This is a genomic window from Serratia sp. FDAARGOS_506, from assembly GCF_003812745.1.
Taxonomy (GTDB): domain Bacteria; phylum Pseudomonadota; class Gammaproteobacteria; order Enterobacterales; family Enterobacteriaceae; genus Serratia.
The window spans coordinates 2,016,598-2,030,640 of the sequence record NZ_CP033831.1; the positions used below are offsets into that span (position 1 = coordinate 2,016,598).

Below are 14,043 nucleotides of genomic sequence, written 5' to 3' on the forward strand. Positions count from 1 at the left end.
GGGTTACAGCATCCAGCCGAGTTCGGCGGCGGTGACCTGTTCCTCGAAGCGGCGCAGTTCGGCGCTTTTGCAGGTGTGCCACAGGGTGCAGAACGCTGGGCCGAGCAGCTCACGCAGCGGATCGCTGTGGCGGAACAGCGCCAGCGCCTCCTGTTGGCCGAGCGGCAAGGGCGCGGCGTTGTCGCTCTCGCAGCCGTTGGCGGCGGGCGGCAGCGGCAGCGGATTTTCCAGCCCGTGCAGCAGGCCGCCGAGCATCACCGCCAGCGCCAGATAGGGGTTGGCGTCGGCGCCGGCCAGGCGGTATTCGATGCGCTGGTTGGCGCTGTCGGCGCAGGGCAGACGCAGCGCCACCGTGCGGTTGTTGTGGCCCCAGGAGGCGCGCAGCGGCACGTGCATGCCAGGGCGGAAGCGGCGGAACGCGTTGATGTTGGGCGCCAGGATCGCCATCGACGCCGGCATCAGCGCCAGCATGCCCGCCATCGCCTGCTGCATGTTGTCGCTCAGTTCGCCCGGCGCGCCGGTCAGCAGGTTCTCGCCGTGCTCGTCCTGCAAACTGATGTGGAAATGCAGCCCGCTGCCGGCGGCGTGGGCGCAGGGCTTGGCCATAAAGCAGGCGTGCTGGTGATGTTGCTCGGCAATCTGCCGCGTCAGGCGTTTCAGCGCCATGATCTGGTCGCAGGCTTCCAGCACGCGCCGGCTGTGATGCAGATTCAGCTCGTACTGGCCGGAGGCGGCTTCGGCCACCACGCCGGTCAACGGCAGGTTTTGCAGGCGGGCGTGCCGTTCGATGTCGCTCAGCAGCGCATGGTGGCGCTCGGGCGCATCCACAGCGAAGCTCTGCGTTGGGCAGGTTTCCGCCTCGGCGGGGTGCTGCGGATCCTGCAGGTAGAACTCCAGTTCGGCCGCCACCACCGGGAAGCAGTTGCGCTCGTGCAGGCGCTTCAGCACCCGTTGCAGCACCACGCGCGGCTCCAGCTCGCAGGCGCCGCCGTCGGCGTTTTGCATCGTCAGCAGCAGCTGGGCGTGGCGTTCGGGATCGCGCGCGCAGGGGCGCAGCGTGCCGGGCACCGGCAGGCACAAGCGGTCCGGCTCGCCCGCCCGTTGCCCCAGCCCGCTTTCTTCAATCACTCGGCCGTGCAGATCCAGGGCGTAGATCGACAGCGGAAAGTAGCAGCCTTTCTCCAGCCCAAAGGCTTCGGCGATCGGCAGTCGCTTGCCGCGCAGCTGGCCGTTCAGATCGTGCAGATAAATATCCAGCTGTTCGGTCTGCGGATAGCGCTGCAGGTAGTGTTCCAGCTCTTTGTGGAAGGCGCGCGTTGGCGAAGCGGGCAGCTCCGCCAACAGCGGATTGAAGCCGATGATATTAGAATGCATGGCGCGCTCCAGAACGGCGACCGATCACGGCCAGAGGCAGGGATAAACGCATGGGACAACTCTCTTGTAAGGCCATAGCGGCGATGTGAAAAGGGTATCTGCGGCGGCAAAAACTGTCTGTAAAAACGCCGTAACGTTAACGGGGCGCGGAATAAAAATGCCGTAAAGAGTACGGCGGCGTTGGCGGGTTGGCCGCGCCGGCACGGTCTATACTGGCGAGACGGGCCGTTGAAGGAGAGGCAATGATGAAGAGAATAGGGCTGCTTATCGCCGCGCTGGCCGCGTTCAACGCCACCGCGTCTTCCCCACAGGCGTGGGCCGAGAGCGAAAGGGCGATGCGCGCCGCCTGCCTGAAAGCCAGCGGGCTAAAAAACGCCAGGGTGGAAGGGGCGATCGTTCACTACGGTGATGACGTCGGCTATTCGGCGCTGTTTATCGGCGGGCGCTACCCGCAGCCGTTTATGAAAAACAAGCCGGGCAGGGAGCTGTGCTTATATCAGCGCGCCACGCAGAAGGTGGCGGTGCAGGCGGTGGAGGGGGATTAGACCGACTTCAGGAGATAGTTCAGGAGACACATGATGACTAAGAGTGCTCCTTGTATCATTAATAGTCTGAAATCATTACGGATCCAACTTTGTAGCCTTGGTGATGAAGCAGTTCGAACGAAATCGTAGGTTTTGGGGCTTAGCCAAACTTTGCGAGTCAGTTTTAATTTCCGGTTGTTCAAAATCCAACGAAACCACTGGGCTTTTAGTGAAACACCGATGAAGTTAAGGTTGTCCGCTATCACGACAAAAAGTGGAACAGGGTGTTTACTCACCACATAGTGTTGATAAAAGAGATCAAATTCTTTTTTATGAAGTCGATAGTAAATAAATTGGATAATAGCGATAAGAAGGCAAAGAAAGAATAGTAATACCACTAAGAGTTTTATCTCTTTTATGTAAGACTCAATATAATTGGTCATTTTTATACGTTGATTTTGATGAGATAAATAAAAATACAGCCCACGGTGGTAATAATGGCCTCTACGAGCAAAAGTATAAAATCCATCGCCAGCCACTTCTGTAGCTCAGGAGAGGCGGTTTTTTGCACGAAATCGTAGGTTTTCGCATCGAGCCAAACTTGATCCTTTATTTTTAATTTTTTCCTTTTCAGAGTCCAAAGAAACCACTGTGCTTTCAATGAGGTTCCAAGCATGCCGAGGCTATCGGCAAAGGCGACGTAGGGCGGAATAAAATGTCCGCTGCCGGCGTAACGTTGATAGAAAGCGTCAAACTCTTTTTTATGGCGCCGGTAACCAATGAACTGGATGAAGGCGCTTAAAACCAGCAGCGTTAAGCATAATATGACAATGGTTTTCATTGAGTAGCCTGAATCACGATATTCTCGCTATCATCATAAAGATCAATGCCATGATGAAGAGTACGCCTTCCAGCGCCAAAAGCGTGCCGTTGTTTTTCATCCAGGTCTGCAAGCGTTCAGATGATGAAAGACGAACAAATTCATAGGTCTTGGCGGGAAGATATTGGTTTTTCTTCACCTTGATTTTCTTGCCGCAAAGGATCCATCTGAACCATTGGACTTTGATGGAAGTGCCTAAAGAGCCAAGGCCATCGGCAATCGCGACGTGAGCAGGGACAAAGTGGCCCTGTTGGGTATAGCGTTGATAAAAAACATCGAACTCACGTTTATAGCGACGAGAGTAAATATATTGAACAAGCCAACAAAGCAAGAGCAGCACGGCTGCAATAAGTGATGCTGTTTTCATGAGTCAGTCACCAAAAATAAAACCTGTAGCCGTATCAGATAAAGAACCACCGAGCCAACCACCGGCGGCCCCACCAGCAGCCGCACCCGCTATGCCACATGCTAACGACCCAACGCCACCAGTGGCGACGCCTAATACAACTCCGCATAGTAACATTCCCCCAGCGGCACCTAATTCGCCGCCTTTGATACCGAAGGCAGTACTTGCCGCAAAATGACTGTATCCCTTCACCGCGATCTTGGCGCACTCCTGTTCGCGGCCGGTGGTGCAGGCATTGTAGACGTCGTTGGTGGTATTCAGCCCGCTCAATCCGATGCCGATCCAGCCGCCGGCTTTCATAAACTTGGCCGCACGGCTGGCGCTGTCGACGTAGTTCGAATAGCCCTTGATGGCACCGACGCCAGCGGTACTCCATTCATGCACCAGCGATTTACTGGAGAGCCCCAGCGCGTGTTTGATTTGCGCATGCTCTTTCATATTGAGTTGAGCACGAGTAAGGCGATTCAGTAACGGTTTTAATGTACCGAACAGCCGCGCTCGTTCCACCTGAAACTGAGTGCCAATCAAAGCGCCACTCGTGCGGAACTGATTTTGGTAGGTTTTTTCAATTTCGACCAGGATATTTTTGATCTGACTGAAGTAGCGTTCTCCGGCATCCGAAGCCAGCCCGACGACCGTTTCCCCATAGCTGGTGAAGGCGGCGATAGCGGCGTAATTGCGGTGCAAGAAGGTAGAGAAATCGCTGTCACCGGCTTTCACCGCTTTGCTGGTGCGGCTCTTGGCCTGCATCAGGGCGGCGATCTGCGTAGATTGATTATGATTGCGCGGATCGGCGACGATCAGCATTTGCCCCGGTTGAACCAGCGGCGTATCGGCATTGAGCTGCATAAAAAAGCGTGCCGCTTCCGATGGCTTGCCACCGAACAGGTAGTTAACGTGGAAGGCGAGCGGGCCGGTTTGTTGGGCGATGCAATAGCCCGGTGCGATGCTGCTGGACTTCTGTTCCATGTCGAAAAGCCTCCTTATTTTTAGGAAACTTAACATTTTCTACAGGGTGGTAACAGGTTCTGGCTCACGCTCTCGATCGGAGAATCATCTGAAAATGCTGGTGCCGCTTTACCCGCCACTCTCCGCCATTTCCCGTTCGATCACCGTCGCCAGCGCCTGCGCGGCGGAAGAGAGTTGGTGCTGCGCCAGGCGGATCAGGCCCACGCGCCGTTCGATGATCGGGCCGATCAGCGGCACGCAGACCGCCCCCAGCTCATCCATCTGTTTCTCGCACAGCGCCGGCACCGCGCTGGCGCCGAGGCCGTTGGCCACCATGCGCCCGACCGTCACCAGTTGGTGGCTTTCAAACGCCACCTCCAGCGTTCGCCCGCTGCGGGCCAGCTCCTGCTCCAGCAGCAGCCGCACCGCCGATGGCCGCTGCAGGGTGATGAAATCCAGCGTCAGCAGCTCCTTCCAGCTCACCTGCGCCTTGCGCGCCAGCGCCGAATCCTTCGGCACCACCGCCAGAAAGCGATCGCGGCACAGCGGGGTGAAGTGCAGGGTGTCGCTCGGCTCCGGCTCGAAGGCGATGCCCATCTCCACCCGCCCTTCGCGGATCATTTCAAACACCTGCTCGTTGATGACGTCGTGCACCGCCACGTTGATGCCGGCGTAGCGATCGCGAAACGCCTTGAGGATCGGCGGCAGAGGGTTGCCGGCGAACGACGGCATGGCGGCGATCGCCACCTTGCCCATTTGCAGGGTGAAGCGCTGGCGCATCGCCTCTTCCGCGTTGTCCCAATCCGCCAGCAGCTGGCGCGCCATCGGAAAGAAGGTTTCCCCCTCCGGCGTCAGCGTCACCCGGCGGGTGGTGCGCAGCAGCAGCGGCCCGCCCAGCGCGTCTTCCAGCCCACGGATCGCCAGGCTGAGCGCCGGCTGAGAAATATTCAGCCGCTCGCTGGCCTGGGCGAAGTTCAGAGTGTGAGCTACCGCTAAAAACGCGCGTAACTGTTTGATGCTCATTTTCATTTTGGCTGGCGTTAACTCTTTGTTAATTGTCGGTTAACGAGTGATTGATAAAAATTCTAAATGAATGCGGCATAAAAACAAAATTAACAAATCATTTTTGTGACCTGAAGATGCCCTTACGCAAGCCAGGGCATTTCGCCCTGCGCCGCAACATGCAGGGGCAACGATATGGCAGGGCTCGACAAACGCGTCGGCAGCTACCAGGAAGCGCTGGCAGGCCTGACGGACAACATGACGGTGCTGGCGGGCGGCTTTGGCCTGTGCGGCATCCCGGAAAACCTGATCGAAGAGATCCGCCGGCGCGGCGTGCGCGGGTTGACGGTGGTCTCCAACAACTGCGGCGTCGACGGGTTCGGCCTCGGGCGGCTGCTGGAAACCCATCAGATCCGCAAGGTGGTGGGATCTTACGTCGGCGAAAACGCGCTGTTCGAGCAGCAGGCGCTCAGCGGCGAGCTGGAGGTGGATCTCACACCGCAGGGCACGCTGGCGGAGAAGATCCGCGCCGGCGGCGCCGGTATCCCGGCGTTCTTCACCGCCACCGGTTACGGCACGCCGATCGCCGAAGGCAAAGAGGTGCGCGAGTTCAACGGCCGCCCTTACATCATGGAAACCGCCATCACCGGCGATTTCGCCATCGTTAAAGGCTGGAAGGCCGATCACTTCGGCAACGTCATCTACCGCCACACCGCACAGAACTTCAATCCGCTGATGGCGACCGCCGGGCGTATCACAGTGGTGGAAGTGGAAGAGATCGTCGCGCCGGGCGAGCTGGATCCGGCGGCGATCCACACCCCCGGCATCTACGTCGATCGGCTGATCCAGGGCACCTTCGAGAAGCGTATCGAACAACGCACCCTGCGGGCATAAGGAGAATTCGCATGCTTACCCGTGAACAAATGGCGCAGCGCGTGGCGCAAGAGCTGAGGGACGGTTACTACGTCAACCTGGGCATCGGTATTCCGACGCTGGTGGCCAACTACGTGCCGGCGGGCATGGATGTGATGCTGCAGTCGGAAAACGGCCTGCTGGGGATGGGCGAGTTCCCGACCGAGCAGCAGCTGGACGCCGACATGATCAACGCCGGCAAGCAGACGGTCACCGCGCGCCTCGGCGCGTCGATCTTCGATTCGGCGCAGTCGTTCGCCATGATCCGCGGCGGCCACGTCGATCTGACCGTGCTGGGAGCGTTTGAAGTGGACGTCGAAGGCAACATCGCCTCGTGGATGATCCCCGGCAAGATGGTCAAGGGCATGGGCGGCGCGATGGATCTGGTGGCGGGGGCGGAGAACATCATCGTGGTGATGACCCACGCCTCGAAGGGCGGCGAGTCCAAGCTGCTGCCGCGCTGCACGCTGCCGCTGACCGGCGCCCACTGCATCCGCAAGGTATTGACCGATCTGGCCTATCTGGAAATTGAAGACGGCGCCTTCGTGCTGCGCGAGCGCGCGCCCGGCGTCAGCGTGGCGGAGATTGTCGCCAAGACCGCCGGCCGGCTGATCGTGCCGGAGCAAGTGCCGGAAATGCGTTTCTGAGACGGAGGTGAATGTGCAACAACGTGAAGTGGTGATCGTGGCGGCGACGCGCACGCCGGTCGGCAGTTTTCACGGCGCGCTGGCGCCGCTGACGGCGGTGGAACTGGGCACGGCGGCGGTGCAGGGGCTGCTGGCGCAAAGCGGGGTGGCGCCGCAGCAAATCGATGAAGTGATCCTTGGCCAGGTGCTGACCGCCGGCTGCGGGCAGAATCCGGCGCGCCAGACCGCGCTGAATGCCGGGCTGCCCCATACGACGCCGGCGCTGACCATCAACAAGGTGTGTGGCTCCGGTTTGAAGGCGGTGCATCTGGCGGTGCAGGCGATCCGCAGCGGCGACGCCGAGGCGGTTATCGCCGGTGGCCAGGAGAGCATGAGCCAGTCGCCTTATCTGATGGCCGGCGCGCGCGCCGGTCTGCGCCTCGGTCACGCGCAGATGGTGGACAGCGTGATCCACGATGGCCTGTGGGACGCGTTCAACGACTACCACATGGGCATCACCGCCGAGAATCTGGCGGAGAAATACGCCATCAGCCGCGCTGAGCAGGACAGCTTTGCGCTGCACTCGCAGCAGAAGGCGCAGGCGGCGCAGCAGGCCGGGCGTTTCGCGCAGGAGATCACGCCGGTGACGGTGCCGAAACCGAAGGGTGAGGTGCTGAGTGTGGAGCACGACGAACAGCCGCGCGACACCAGCCTGGAGGTGCTGGCGCGGTTGCGGCCGGCGTTTCGCAAGGAGGGCACGGTGACCGCCGGCAACGCCTCGTCGCTCAACGACGGCGCCGCCGTGGTGCTGCTGATGAGCGCGGAGAAAGCCGCCGCGCTGCGCTTGCCGGTGCTGGCGCGCATCGCCGGTTACGCTTCGTCGGGCGTCGATCCGGCGATCATGGGTATCGGCCCGGCGCCGGCGGCGCGCCGCTGCCTGGAGAAAGCCGGCTGGCGGCTGGAGGAGGTCGATCTGATCGAAGCCAACGAAGCCTTCGCCGCGCAGGCGCTGGCGGTAGGCAAAGAACTGGGCTGGGAGGCGGAGCGGGTCAACGTCAACGGCGGAGCGATCGCGCTGGGGCATCCGATCGGCGCGTCCGGCTGCCGCATTTTGGTGTCGCTGCTGTTCGAAATGCAGCGCCGCGGGGTGAACAAGGGGCTGGCGATGCTGTGCATCGGCGGCGGTCAGGGCGTGGCGCTGGCGGTAGAGCGCCCGTAAACAACCGAGGAGGGCACGATGCAGTCATCTGATTATGCGGTACTGGGCGCCGGATTGATGGGGGTGGGCATCGCCACCCACTTTATTCGCCACGGCCATGAGGTGCTGCTGTATGACCCGGATCCGCAGCGCCGGGTAGAGGCGCCGGTGGTGGCGAGCGGCATTCTGGCTGAGCTGAGCGACGTCGGCCAGTTTGATAACGCTGAGCGCGACGCGGCGCTGGCGCGGCTGCGCATGACTGGCGATCTGAACGACGTGGCGCGCGCCCGGCTGCTTATCGAGGCGATCCCGGAACGGCTCGAGCTGAAGCACGCGCTGTATGAGCAGTTGGAAGGGCTGATCGCCGACGACGCGGTGATTGCCAGCAACACCAGCGGCCTGCCGCCGGACGAGCTGGCGGCACGCATGACCCACCCGCAGCGCCTGCTGATCGCCCACTTCTGGCACCCGCCGCACCTGATCCCGCTGGTGGAGATCGTGCCCGGCCGCGCCACCGATCCGCGCCATCTGGCGGCGGTGCAGACGCTGCTCGGCGGGATGGCGCTGGAGGCAGTGCTGCTGGAGCGCGCCGCGCCGGGGTTTGTCGGCAACCGGCTGCAGTTTGCGGTGTTGCGCGAGGCGCTGCATATCGTACACAGCGGCATCGCCAGCGCCGAGGTGGTGGATCAGGTGATGCGCGCCTCGCTGGGGCGACGCTACGCCATGGTCGGCCCGCTGGAGGCTGCCGACATGACCGGGCTGCCGACGGTGGCGGATATCGCCCGCCACCTGTTCCCGGAACTGGCGACCGGCGACGAGATGATGGCGCTGGTGGAACAGCGGTTGCAGCGTGGCGATACCGGCCAGCGCAGCGGCCGGGGATTTTATCTTTGGGATGATGCACGCAGGGAACGCATTCAACGGCGACGGGCGCATCAGCTGCGCTTTGCGCTGAAACCGTAATTTCGCACTCCGTACCTGACAATAACAACAACCACCCCAATGGATTTCGGGTTGCAGCTAGGCGGCAAGCGCGTGAATTCCCAGGAGCTTACTTAAGTAAGCTCCTGGGGAGAACGCACGCAGGCAACAACGCTGCGGCACGAAAGACGCAGGGGAAAGAGGTGACCGATGAGCGTTTTGATTGCCCTGGCAGCACTGGGATTACTGATGCTGGCCGCCTACCGCGGCTACAGCGTGATTTTGTTCGCCCCGATCGCCGCGCTGGGCGCGGTGCTGTTGACCGATCCCGGCGCGGTGGCGCCGACCTTCACCGGGCTGTTTATGGAGAAGATGGTTGGCTTCGTGAAGCTCTACTTCCCGGTGTTCCTGCTGGGAGCGGTGTTCGGCAAGCTGATCGAGCTGTCCGGCTTTTCCCGTTCGATCGTCGCGGCGGCGATCCGCATTCTCGGCCGGCGTCACGCCATTCCGGTGATCGTGCTGGTGTGCGCGCTGTTGACCTATGGCGGGGTGTCGCTGTTCGTGGTGGCGTTCGCGGTCTATCCGTTCGCCGCCGAGCTGTTCCGCCAGAGCGGCATCCCCAAGCGGCTGATCCCGGCCACCGTGGCGCTCGGCGCCTTCTCCTTCACCATGGACGCCTTGCCCGGTACGCCGCAGATCCAAAACATCATCCCGACCAGCTTCTTCGGTACCAATGCCTGGGCCGCGCCCTGGCTGGGGCTGATCGGCTCGCTGTTCATCATCGCGGTCGGTCTGCTGTATCTTGAACGCCAGCGGCGCAAGGCGCAGCTGAAGGGAGAGGGGTACGGCACCGATCTGCTGAACGAGCCGGAAACTCCGGATGACATCAACCTGCCGAACCCGCTGATCGCCATCCTGCCGTTGATTTTGGTCGGGGTATTCAACCTTGGCTTCACCCATTGGATCCCGCAGTGGTACGGCGCCAGCCACGAGCTGACGCTGCCGGGGCTGGCCAAGCCGATCACCACCGACGTGGCGAAGATCACCGCCATCTGGGCGGTGGAAGCGGCGCTGGTGTCGGGTATTCTGCTGGTGGTGGTGTTCGGCTTTCGCAATATTCGCGGACGTCTGGCGGAAGGCAGCAAGACGGCGGTCGGCGGGGCGATCCTGGCGGCGATGAACACCGCCTCCGAATACGGCTTCGGCGCGGTGATCGCCGCGCTGCCGGGCTTTTTGGTGCTGTCGCAGGCGCTGTCGGCGATCCCCAATCCGCTGCTGAACGAAGCGATTAGCGTTACCCTGTTGGCCGGTATCACCGGGTCGGCCTCCGGCGGCATGAGTATCGCGCTGGCGGCGATGTCCGACAGCTTTATCGCCGCCGCCCATGCGGCACACATTCCGCTGGAGGTGCTGCACCGGGTGGCCTCGATGGCCAGCGGCGGCATGGACACCTTGCCGCACAACGGCGCGGTGATCACCCTGCTGGCGATCACCGGCCTTAGCCACCGGCAGGCCTACGGCGGCATCTTCGCCATCACCCTGATCAAGAGCGCCGCGGTGCTGTTCGTGATCGGCGTGTTCTACCTGACCGGCATTGTTTAAAGGAGCGATACCATGAGTATACAAGGCAAAACCGCGCTGGTGACCGGCTCGACCAGCGGCATCGGCCTCGGGATAGCGTCCGTGTTGGCCGCCGCCGGCGCGCGCGTCATCCTCAACGGCTTCGGCGACGTGGAGCAGGCGCAAGCGCAGGTCGCGCGGTTGGGTGCCGCGCCGGGGTATCACGGCGCCGATCTCGGTGATGCGGCCCAGATAGCGGACATGATGCAGTATGCCGAACGCGAGTTCGGCGGCGTGGACATTCTGGTGAACAACGCCGGCATTCAGCACGTGGCGCCGTTGGATCAGTTCCCGGTGGAGAAATGGAACGCGATCCTCGCCATCAACCTGTCGGCGGTGTTCCACACCTGCCGGTTGGCGCTGCCGGGGATGCGCGAGCGCAACTGGGGGCGCATCATCAACGTGGCGTCGGTGCACGGGCTGGTGGCGTCGAAGGACAAGTCGGCCTATGTGGCGGCCAAGCACGGCGTGGTGGGGCTGACCAAGACGCTGGCACTGGAGACCGCGCGCACGCCTGTTACCTGCAACGCCATCTGCCCCGGCTGGGTACTGACGCCGCTGGTACAGCAGCAGATCGACAAGCGCATCGCCGCCGGGACGGATCCGCAGCGGGCGCGCGATGAGCTGTTGGCGGAGAAGCAGCCTTCGCAAGAGTTCGTCACCCCGCAGCAGCTCGGCGAGCTGGCACTGTTCCTGTGCAGCGATGCGGCGGCGCAGGTGCGCGGCGCCGCCTGGAACATGGACGGCGGCTGGCTGGCGCAGTAGTGAATTTTATCCCGGAGCGCGCAACGCGCTCCGTCGTTATTTCCCGCTATGAGTTAATTCCCCTGCGTGACGGTTTACCTGCGGCAATAATATTTATTTGTTATTTGCTATCTTTATTCCCGGATAATCACGCCGGTTTATTTTGGGTGAAACGTGCGGATTGGTTTATTTCGTGCTGTGGTTATTACATTATTTTTCTCCGCGTTACAGATGAACACGTTTTTGCTGAAATTAAATCCAACCTGAAATAATGACAGGTTATAGCGTGAATTTTTATATCTTGCGTGCGCTGGTGACATCGGTTAATTATTTCTGCGTGGCTTAAGACCACCGTGTTTATAACAATAATTTTTTTCGGGCAGGGGTAATAATGAGAAAAAATACAACGCCAATATTCATTGGCGGCGTCTTGCTGTCGGCGTTATCCGCCGGCGCGCAGGCCGAGATCACCATTCTGGATAAAAACCCGCAGAGCAATGTGTTGCTGGCGCCGCTCAGTTTAAAGGTGGGCGGCAGCATTCGCCCCGAGTGGATCTTCAATAACGGCCCGGAGCCGGGCTATGACAAAAATGGCCACGACGGCGGCACGCGTTTTCGCTTCAGCGGCGACTATGCGCTGACGCAGGACACCTCGATCATAGGCTACTACGAGTGGGGCGTCGATCTGGCGCATGCGCTCAGCTGGGACGGGCACTATAACGAAGACGGCAAGCGCGACTATCAGCGCCAGCTGTACGCCGGTTTCAAAGACGATCGTTACGGCACCCTGACCTACGGCCATCAATACGGCATCTATTATTCGGTGGTCGGCATCAAAAGCGACGTCTGGGATAACGATGGCCATGCGGGCGGCACCGGCATCGGCATTTCCGGCGACTACGACGGCGGCAATAAACCGAAAAACAGCATCAAGTACACCAATGATTTCGGACCGGTGACGCTGTACGCCAACTATTTATTACCCGAAGACGATTTGCACACTGCGGATAACCTGATTTATCGCCGCAAAGGCGGGGGCGGGTTGGGCTTCGATTACAAGGTGACGAAAGATTTCACCTTCAGCGCGGCCTACAGTTATACCGACGCGAAGATCAAAGATAATCTGTACCACGAAAAGGATTATCACCAGCAGCTTTCCGGCACCGCGTTGACCTGGCAGCCGAACAACTGGTACATCGTCGGCACCGCCAGCTATTACAAAGACTATGTGCCGAGCACCCGCCAGCGCACGCTGTCGCATTTCTTTGCCGGCGACGGCTATGGGCTGGAAGGTTTCGTCGGTTACACCTTCAATATCGACAAGCCGTTCCTTAAGTCGATCCAGCCTTACGTGGCGGCGGACTCGCTGCGGCTGAAGGGAGACGAGGCGTATCACGCCAACCACGTCTACCTCGGTGCGGGCACCACCATCGGTTACGGTCTGTCGGTGTATGTGGAGCGCACGCTGGCCAACAGCAGCGACAACGAGCCGGACTCCACCTGGATTACGGTGTTCTACGACTTCTGACTCTCACCTGCTTCAAGCCGGCGCTTGCGCCGGCTTTCTCACATGGTGATCGCGCCGCCCAGGGTTTCTCCAGAGGCGTTGCGCTCTGCCAGGTAGCGCGCCGGCGGCTTGCCTACCGCCTTTCTGAACATGGTGACGAAGCCGCTGGCGCTCTCGTAGCCCAGATCCAGCGCCACCGTCTGTACGCTCTCGCCCTGCGTCAGGCGCTGCAGCGCCAGCATCACGTGCAGCTGGCGCCGCCAGTGGCCGAAGCTCATGCCCATCTGCTGTTGTAAGGTGCGGCTGAGGGAGCGCTCGCTCATGCCGATGCGCTGTGCCCACTGCCCAAGGGTGGATTTGTCCGCCGGGCAGCTCAGCATGCCTTCGGTCAACTGCCGAATGCGCGCGTCGTCGGACACCGGCAGATGCAGGTTCTCGATCGGCGCGGCCGCCAACTGGTCCAGCAATACCGCCGTCAGGCGCCCCTCGGCGCCCTGTTCGTCGTAGAGCGGTTCGAAGGTGCTGGCCTGCAGCAGCAGTTCGCGCAGCAGCGGAGAGACCGACAGCGTGCAGCAGTTTTGCGGCAGACCGGCGGCGGCATGTTGATCGACGAACAGGCAGTAGGCCTCGGTGGAGCCGGCGCCCTGGGCATTGTGCAACACGTTGCCCGGCATCCACAGCGCGCACTGCGGCGGCACCAGCCACAGCCCGTTTTCCACTTCGCAGCGGATCATGCCGCGTACCGTGTAGATCAGTTGCGCCTTCTGGTGGCGGTGCGGCTCGACTTCCCAGTCCTGCTCGAGGGTCGAACCTTGCAGGGCAAACAGAGGGCGCGGCACCTGATCGATATCCAAACAGTGGCGGGGGATTTGTACTTTCATGAGAACAATTCTCAATTTGGCGTGATTGAAAAGTATTATGTCCTGATTGCGCAATGTGGTCTAGCGCCGGTGCCGATAAAGTAAGCGCCAGTCCTAAACCATTTTCTGAGGAAACTGATTATGTCATTGGATACCGCCGATTTTCCGCTGGTATGGATGCGCCAAAACGGGCGCGATACCCAGGCCGAGCTGGCCGAATTCAGCGCGCTGCTGGCACGCGCCGAACCCTTTGTCCTGATGACCGACCGCAGCGTCGGCGATGAAGAACAAGAACATGACCGCGATGCCCGCACCCAGGTCGCGCTGTGGAAGCGCGATAACCGCGAGGCGCTGAAGCTGTGGGTGAAAGGCATGATCATGCTGGAACCGGACGACGCCAAACGCGCGGCGGCGGAAGAATTCGCCGAATACGGCGCCAAGTTCTGGGGCTATCCGGTGCTGGTGGCCGCCGATGAAGCCGCAGGGCGGGTATTGGCGCAGACGTTATTGTTAAAATAAGG

16 protein-coding genes are annotated in these 14,043 nt (G+C 61.0%); 10 read left to right on the forward strand and 6 right to left on the reverse strand.

Annotation, left to right across the window (positions count from 1 at the left end; translation table 11 throughout):
* Nucleotides 1-3: 3 nt before the first annotated feature.
* The gene (locus tag EGY12_RS09725) at nt 4-1,374 is read right to left on the reverse strand and encodes a glutamine synthetase family protein (protein WP_060457160.1); all 1,371 of its coding nucleotides are present in this window, start codon (nt 1,372-1,374) and stop codon (nt 4-6) included.
* 245 nt (nt 1,375-1,619) lie between these two features.
* Here EGY12_RS09725 and EGY12_RS09730 point away from each other — a divergent pair, with 245 nt between their 5' ends.
* Nucleotides 1,620-1,919: a hypothetical protein gene (locus EGY12_RS09730; RefSeq protein ID WP_123895578.1), complete on the forward strand. Its 300-nt coding sequence runs from the start codon at nt 1,620-1,622 to the stop codon at nt 1,917-1,919.
* A gap of 424 nt (nt 1,920-2,343) precedes the next feature.
* Here EGY12_RS09730 and EGY12_RS09740 read toward each other — a convergent pair whose 3' ends face one another.
* The 4 genes from EGY12_RS09740 to EGY12_RS09755 all read right to left on the reverse strand — a co-directional run bounded on the left by EGY12_RS09740 (nt 2,344) and on the right by EGY12_RS09755 (nt 5,161).
* Nucleotides 2,344-2,739 carry a hypothetical protein gene (locus EGY12_RS09740; RefSeq protein ID WP_123893271.1) on the reverse strand — a complete coding sequence of 132 codons (396 nt, stop codon included), beginning with the start codon at nt 2,737-2,739 and terminating at the stop codon, nt 2,344-2,346.
* A gap of 13 nt (nt 2,740-2,752) precedes the next feature.
* Entirely contained in the window at nt 2,753-3,145 is a 393-nt protein-coding gene (locus EGY12_RS09745; RefSeq protein WP_123893274.1) for a hypothetical protein, read from the reverse strand.
* 3 nt (nt 3,146-3,148) lie between these two features.
* A complete protein-coding gene (locus EGY12_RS09750; RefSeq protein ID WP_123893276.1) occupies nt 3,149-4,153 on the reverse strand; it encodes a hypothetical protein in 1,005 nt (334 codons plus the stop codon).
* 108 nt (nt 4,154-4,261) lie between these two features.
* Entirely contained in the window at nt 4,262-5,161 is a 900-nt protein-coding gene (locus EGY12_RS09755; protein ID WP_123893278.1) for a LysR family transcriptional regulator, read from the reverse strand.
* Nucleotides 5,162-5,329: 168 nt separating this feature from the next.
* Between EGY12_RS09755 and EGY12_RS09760 the strand changes: the two genes are divergently transcribed.
* The 8 genes from EGY12_RS09760 (at nt 5,330) to EGY12_RS09795 (ending at nt 12,683) form a co-directional block, all read left to right on the forward strand.
* Entirely contained in the window at nt 5,330-6,028 is a 699-nt protein-coding gene (locus tag EGY12_RS09760; RefSeq protein WP_004933280.1) for a CoA transferase subunit A, read from the forward strand.
* 11 nt (nt 6,029-6,039) lie between these two features.
* The gene (locus EGY12_RS09765) at nt 6,040-6,693 is read left to right on the forward strand and encodes a CoA transferase subunit B (protein ID WP_123893280.1); all 654 of its coding nucleotides are present in this window, start codon (nt 6,040-6,042) and stop codon (nt 6,691-6,693) included.
* 13 nt (nt 6,694-6,706) lie between these two features.
* Nucleotides 6,707-7,891, forward strand: a complete 1,185-nt coding sequence (locus tag EGY12_RS09770) for an acetyl-CoA C-acetyltransferase (protein ID WP_123893282.1) — start codon at nt 6,707-6,709, stop codon at nt 7,889-7,891.
* A gap of 18 nt (nt 7,892-7,909) precedes the next feature.
* Complete coding sequence (locus EGY12_RS09775) at nt 7,910-8,833, forward strand: 3-hydroxyacyl-CoA dehydrogenase family protein (protein ID WP_123893284.1); 924 nt, start codon at nt 7,910-7,912, stop codon at nt 8,831-8,833.
* A gap of 168 nt (nt 8,834-9,001) precedes the next feature.
* Nucleotides 9,002-10,393, forward strand: a complete 1,392-nt coding sequence (locus tag EGY12_RS09780; RefSeq protein ID WP_072626667.1) for a GntP family permease — start codon at nt 9,002-9,004, stop codon at nt 10,391-10,393.
* A gap of 12 nt (nt 10,394-10,405) precedes the next feature.
* Entirely contained in the window at nt 10,406-11,176 is a 771-nt protein-coding gene (locus EGY12_RS09785; protein ID WP_123893286.1) for a 3-hydroxybutyrate dehydrogenase, read from the forward strand.
* Nucleotides 11,176-11,427 (forward strand): hypothetical protein, encoded by a 252-nt coding sequence (locus EGY12_RS09790; protein ID WP_123893288.1) that lies wholly within the window; start codon nt 11,176-11,178, stop codon nt 11,425-11,427. The genes EGY12_RS09785 and EGY12_RS09790 overlap by 1 nt, the downstream gene beginning before the upstream one ends.
* 119 nt (nt 11,428-11,546) lie before the next feature.
* Entirely contained in the window at nt 11,547-12,683 is a 1,137-nt protein-coding gene (locus EGY12_RS09795; protein ID WP_123893290.1) for a porin, read from the forward strand.
* A 38-nt stretch (nt 12,684-12,721) separates the two neighbouring features.
* On the opposite strand, the gene EGY12_RS09800 is transcribed toward EGY12_RS09795, so the two are convergent.
* A complete protein-coding gene (locus tag EGY12_RS09800; RefSeq protein ID WP_123893292.1) occupies nt 12,722-13,543 on the reverse strand; it encodes a helix-turn-helix transcriptional regulator in 822 nt (273 codons plus the stop codon).
* A 120-nt stretch (nt 13,544-13,663) separates the two neighbouring features.
* Between EGY12_RS09800 and EGY12_RS09805 the strand changes: the two genes are divergently transcribed.
* Nucleotides 13,664-14,041 carry a hypothetical protein gene (locus EGY12_RS09805; RefSeq protein WP_049202336.1) on the forward strand — a complete coding sequence of 126 codons (378 nt, stop codon included), beginning with the start codon at nt 13,664-13,666 and terminating at the stop codon, nt 14,039-14,041.
* The last annotated feature ends 2 nt before the right edge of the window (nt 14,042-14,043 follow it).

Coding starts and splice junctions, on each gene's coding strand:
- EGY12_RS09780 (WP_072626667.1), top strand. CDS start 9,002: ATGAGCGTTTTGATTGCCCTGGCAGCACTGGGATTACTGATGCTGGCC.
- EGY12_RS09785 (WP_123893286.1), top strand. CDS start 10,406: ATGAGTATACAAGGCAAAACCGCGCTGGTGACCGGCTCGACCAGCGGC.
- EGY12_RS09750 (WP_123893276.1), bottom strand. CDS start 4,153: ATGGAACAGAAGTCCAGCAGCATCGCACCGGGCTATTGCATCGCCCAA.
- EGY12_RS09805 (WP_049202336.1), top strand. CDS start 13,664: ATGTCATTGGATACCGCCGATTTTCCGCTGGTATGGATGCGCCAAAAC.
- EGY12_RS09765 (WP_123893280.1), top strand. CDS start 6,040: ATGCTTACCCGTGAACAAATGGCGCAGCGCGTGGCGCAAGAGCTGAGG.
- EGY12_RS09755 (WP_123893278.1), bottom strand. CDS start 5,161: ATGAAAATGAGCATCAAACAGTTACGCGCGTTTTTAGCGGTAGCTCAC.
- EGY12_RS09800 (WP_123893292.1), bottom strand. CDS start 13,543: ATGAAAGTACAAATCCCCCGCCACTGTTTGGATATCGATCAGGTGCCG.
- EGY12_RS09775 (WP_123893284.1), top strand. CDS start 7,910: ATGCAGTCATCTGATTATGCGGTACTGGGCGCCGGATTGATGGGGGTG.
- EGY12_RS09730 (WP_123895578.1), top strand. CDS start 1,620: ATGAAGAGAATAGGGCTGCTTATCGCCGCGCTGGCCGCGTTCAACGCC.
- EGY12_RS09795 (WP_123893290.1), top strand. CDS start 11,547: ATGAGAAAAAATACAACGCCAATATTCATTGGCGGCGTCTTGCTGTCG.
- EGY12_RS09740 (WP_123893271.1), bottom strand. CDS start 2,739: ATGAAAACCATTGTCATATTATGCTTAACGCTGCTGGTTTTAAGCGCC.
- EGY12_RS09745 (WP_123893274.1), bottom strand. CDS start 3,145: ATGAAAACAGCATCACTTATTGCAGCCGTGCTGCTCTTGCTTTGTTGG.
- EGY12_RS09760 (WP_004933280.1), top strand. CDS start 5,330: ATGGCAGGGCTCGACAAACGCGTCGGCAGCTACCAGGAAGCGCTGGCA.
- EGY12_RS09725 (WP_060457160.1), bottom strand. CDS start 1,374: ATGCATTCTAATATCATCGGCTTCAATCCGCTGTTGGCGGAGCTGCCC.